The sequence below is a fragment of the Streptomyces sp. NPDC058534 genome, assembly GCF_042717365.1.
In the GTDB taxonomy this organism is placed as follows: Bacteria; Actinomycetota; Actinomycetes; order Streptomycetales; family Streptomycetaceae; genus Streptomyces.
In genome coordinates, this window is sequence record NZ_JBHXNW010000011.1 from 78,471 (window position 1) to 82,337 (window position 3,867).

The 3,867-nt window shown below is 74.6% G+C and carries 5 protein-coding genes; 3 read left to right on the plus strand and 2 right to left on the minus strand.

Translation table 11 applies throughout. The features are described 5' to 3' along the window. Positions 1-86 precede the first annotated feature (86 nt). Positions 87-452, minus strand: coding sequence for a hypothetical protein (locus tag ACFWR9_RS09260; RefSeq protein WP_383837969.1), 366 nt, complete (start codon positions 450-452; stop codon positions 87-89). Continuing rightward, the gene (locus ACFWR9_RS09265) at positions 449-1,135 is read right to left on the minus strand and encodes a response regulator transcription factor (protein WP_383837973.1); all 687 of its coding nucleotides are present in this window, start codon (positions 1,133-1,135) and stop codon (positions 449-451) included. The genes ACFWR9_RS09260 and ACFWR9_RS09265 overlap by 4 nt, the downstream gene beginning before the upstream one ends. A gap of 147 nt (positions 1,136-1,282) precedes the next feature. Here ACFWR9_RS09265 and ACFWR9_RS09270 point away from each other — a divergent pair, with 147 nt between their 5' ends. The 3 genes from ACFWR9_RS09270 to ACFWR9_RS09280 all read left to right on the plus strand — a co-directional run bounded on the left by ACFWR9_RS09270 (position 1,283) and on the right by ACFWR9_RS09280 (position 3,823). Then, on the plus strand, positions 1,283-2,413 hold the full coding sequence (locus tag ACFWR9_RS09270) for a glycosyltransferase (protein WP_383838127.1): 1,131 nt from the start codon (positions 1,283-1,285) through the stop codon (positions 2,411-2,413). Next, positions 2,410-3,408 (plus strand): GDP-mannose 4,6-dehydratase, encoded by a 999-nt coding sequence (locus ACFWR9_RS09275; protein WP_383837976.1) that lies wholly within the window; start codon positions 2,410-2,412, stop codon positions 3,406-3,408. The genes ACFWR9_RS09270 and ACFWR9_RS09275 overlap by 4 nt, the downstream gene beginning before the upstream one ends. Positions 3,409-3,475: 67 nt before the next feature. Then, positions 3,476-3,823 carry an ankyrin repeat domain-containing protein gene (locus ACFWR9_RS09280; protein ID WP_383837979.1) on the plus strand — a complete coding sequence of 116 codons (348 nt, stop codon included), beginning with the start codon at positions 3,476-3,478 and terminating at the stop codon, positions 3,821-3,823. The last annotated feature ends 44 nt before the right edge of the window (positions 3,824-3,867 follow it).

The window sequence follows — 3,867 nt, forward strand, 5'->3', positions numbered from 1 at the left end:
ACCCCACACCCCCACCCCCCCCGGTGTTTGTCTAACGTGTGGTGGGCTGGGTTTTTTTTATAAGACACCGCCCCGTCGTGGGTGTTTTACCGGTCGTCGGGCGCCCGCCGGCCGCCCGCCCCCCCGCGGCCGGCCGGGGACACGGGCAGGACGTACGGCTGGGCCGGGTCGTCGGCCGGGTCGGGCGGCACCGTTTGGGCGCACGCGGGGGCGCCCAGGAAGCGGCACTCGCCGCGGTGCACGGTCGGCCCGTCGTCCCGGCTCTGCTGGGCGACGAGGGTGGCCGACTGGGCGAGGTTCTGGTCGACCTGCTGGTAGAGCTTGAAGCGCAGGACGAAGAACGCGGCCGTGCACACGCCGACGGTCACGAGGACGACGGCCGCCGAGGCCGCCAGCGCCAACCGGGACCGCAGCCGGCGGGGGCGCGGCGCGAGCCGCCACGGCCGGTTCACGCCGCGCCCAGGCGGTAGCCGACACCGTGCACGGTGTGCACGAGGCGCGGCTCGCCCTCCGCCTCCAGCTTGCGGCGCAGGTAACCGACGTAGACGGCGAGCGAGTTGGAGCCGGGGCCGAAGTCGTGTCCCCAGACCCGTTCGAAGAGGGTCTCCCGGGTGAGGACCTGCCCCGGGTGCCGCAGCAGCTGCTCAAGGAGCGCGAACTCGGTCCGGCTGAACTCGATGGCCCGCTCGCCGCGTCGTCCGGTCCGGGTGTCCGGGTCCACCACCAGGTCGGCGTACGACAGGAGGTCGCCCGGCTCCTGGGCGCCGGTGTCCGCCCGGCGCAGCAGGGCCCGCACCCGCGCGGTCAGCTCGTCCAGCGCGAACGGCTTGACCAGGTAGTCGTCGGCGCCGGCGTCCAGCCCGTCGACGCGTTCGCTCACCGAGTCCAGCGCGGTCAGCACCAGCACCGGGGTGCGGTCGCCGACGCCCCGCAGGCGGCGGCAGAACGCCAGGCCGTCCAGCACGGGCATCATCACGTCGACGACCACGGCGTCCGGCTGCCAGGCGGCGACCTCGGAGAGGGCCGCGAGGCCGTCGGCGGCGCCCCGGACCGCGTAGCCCTCGACGGTGAGGCCGTCCTCGACGGCGGCCCGCACCTCGGGCTCGTCGTCGACCACCAGAATTCTTCTCAGCACGCGCCCAGCCTGCCAAAGGAGCGTCTTAAAACCTTCTTAGGCCGGCTTGTGACCGTGGCGGCCATGTTCGGTTCCTCGTCCTCGTCCTCCGGCCCGGCCCATGTGCCGCCCGCCGGACACCCCGCTCCCCCGCCCCGGCTGTCCGTGGTGATCGGCGCGGGCGGTACCGGTGGGCACATCTACCCCGGTCTCGCTCTCGCCGACGCGCTGCGCCGCGCCGTACCGGCCGCGGAGATCTCCTTCGTCGGCACCACCCGGGGTCTGGAGACCCGGCTCATCCCGCAGGCCGGGTACCGGCTGCACACCGTCGACATGATCCCCTTCGACCCGAGCCTCGGCGCCCGGCGCTACCTGCTGCCCTCGGCGCTGGTGCGGTCCGCCGGGCAGTGCCGGACGGTGCTGCGCGAGCAGCGGGCCCAGGTCGCGGTCGGCATGGGCGGCTATCCGAGCGCCCCGGTGATCCTCGGGGCCCGCTGGTCGGGCCTGCCGAGCCTGATCCACGAGTCCAACGCCGTGCCGGGCCGTGCCAACCGTTTCGCCGCCCGGCTCACCCCGCACGTCACGGTCGCCTTCGACCGCTCCCGTGCGGGCCTGGCCGGCGGGGAGAACGCCCGCGTCGTCGGCATGCCCATCGCGGCGGCCCTCGCCGGACTGGACCGCGACGCACGGCGCCCCGAGGCGCGGCGGGCGCTGGGGGTGCCGGACGAGGCCCGGCTCGTCGTCTTCAACGGCGGCAGCCTGGGCGCCGCGCGGCTCACCGAGGCCGCGACGGAGCTGGCCCGGCGCTGGCGGCGGCGCACCGACGTACACCTGCTGATCAAGACCGGGCCGGACGCACTGGAGGAGGCCCGGTTCCGGCTCGCGGGCAGCCAGGTGGCCCGCGTGGTGCCCTACCTGGACCACATGGACCAGGTGTACGCCGCCGCCGACCTGGTGGTCTGCCGCGCCGGTTCGGCGACCGTCGCCGAACTCGCCAGCACCGGCGTGCCCGCGGTGCTCGTGCCCTACCCGCACGCGCCCGGCGACCACCAGACCCACAACGCGCGCGTGCTGACCGACGCCGGGGCCGGCCTGCTGCTGTCCGACGCCGAGACCTCTGCGGCGCGGCTGGCCGAACTGATCGAACCGCTGCTGGCCGATCCCGCCCGGCTCGCGGCGATGGAGTCGGCCTCCGATCCCGGGCCGCACGCGTACGCCGCCGACCTGCTCGCCGCCGAGGTACTGCGCCTCGCCGGCCACCCCCTGCCGACCTTCAACCCCATGGAGCGCACGCCATGAACCACACCCCCGACTGGACCGGCCGCGAGGTCCTGGTCACCGGAGCCGAGGGTTTCATCGGCTCGGCCCTGGTCGACCTGCTCGTCGCCCGGGGCGCCCGGGTCCGGGCGTTCACGCACTACAAGCCGTACGCCGAGAAGGGCCACCTCGCCCATCTCCTCGGCCACCCGCTGGTCACGACGGTCACCGGCGACGTCCGCGACGCGGGCCGCGTGATGGACGCCGTCGACGGCTGCGACACCGTCTTCCACCTCGCCGCGCTGATCGGCATCCCGTACAGCTACGACTCGCCCGGCGCCTACGTCCAGACGAACGTCGTCGGCACCGAGAACATCGCCGAGGCCTGCCGGCGCCACCAGGTGCGCCGCCTGGTGCACACCTCCACCAGCGAGGTCTACGGCACCGCCCGCACGGCGCCGATCAGCGAGGACCACCCGCTGCAGCCGCAGTCGCCGTACTCCGCGTCCAAGATCGGCGCCGACATGATGGCGCTGTCCCACTGGCACGCCTTCGAGCTGCCGGTCACCGTGGTGCGCCCCTTCAACACCTACGGCCCCCGGCAGTCCGCCCGCGCGGTGATCCCGGCGATCCTCGCCCAACTGCACTCCGGGGCCCGCACGATCAGGCTCGGCTCGCTCACGCCCACCCGGGACTTCACCTACGTCACCGACACGGCGCGGGGCTTCCTGGCCATGGCCGACTGCGACCGCGCCCTCGGGCAGGTGGTCAACCTCGGCTCGGGCCGGGAGATATCCATCGGCGACCTGGCGCAGGCCCTCACCGTCGCCGCGGGCAGCGACGCGGAGATCGTCGTGGACCCCGCCCGGCTGCGGCCGAGCGGCAGCGAGGTGCAGCGCCTCCTGTCCGACAACTCCCGCGCCCGTCGGTGGGCGGGCTGGGAGCCGCAGGTCGGCCTGGCGGACGGGCTGCGCCGGACGTCGGCGTGGGTGAAGGAGCACCTGGACCTGTTCGCGGCGGAGCGCTACCAGGTCTGACCCGGCGGGGTCGGCGGTGCGGCTCACGCCCGAACGACCCGAACGACACCTCCTGGACTCGGCGTCCGTGAACAGACGACGGAGGAAGAAGCTGTCCGGGCGTCTCGTCGACGCCATCCTGGTCGGCGAGGCGGCTCAGGTGCGGGCGCTGCTGCGCTCGGGTGCTCCGGCGGAGACGGCCGACTCCGCCGGTACCACGCCGCTGTACCAGGCCGCCGTGAACGGGGCCGCCGACCTGGTGCGGGTGCTGCTGGCGGCCGGGGCCCGGCCGGACACGGAGAGCGGCACCGGCTCGGAGGGCACGCCCCTGTGCGTTGCCGCGGCCGTAGTCGCCGGACATGTGAGAAGGACCTCCCCCGGGGCGCGCCCCCCCCGGGGGGGGGTTCGGGGCCCGCGGGGCCGCACCCGTTTTTAAAGAGCCCCCCAGGGCCCCCCACACAAAGGCGTCCCCACACCGCC

Coding starts and splice junctions, on each gene's coding strand:
- ACFWR9_RS09275 (WP_383837976.1), top strand. CDS start 2,410: ATGAACCACACCCCCGACTGGACCGGCCGCGAGGTCCTGGTCACCGGA.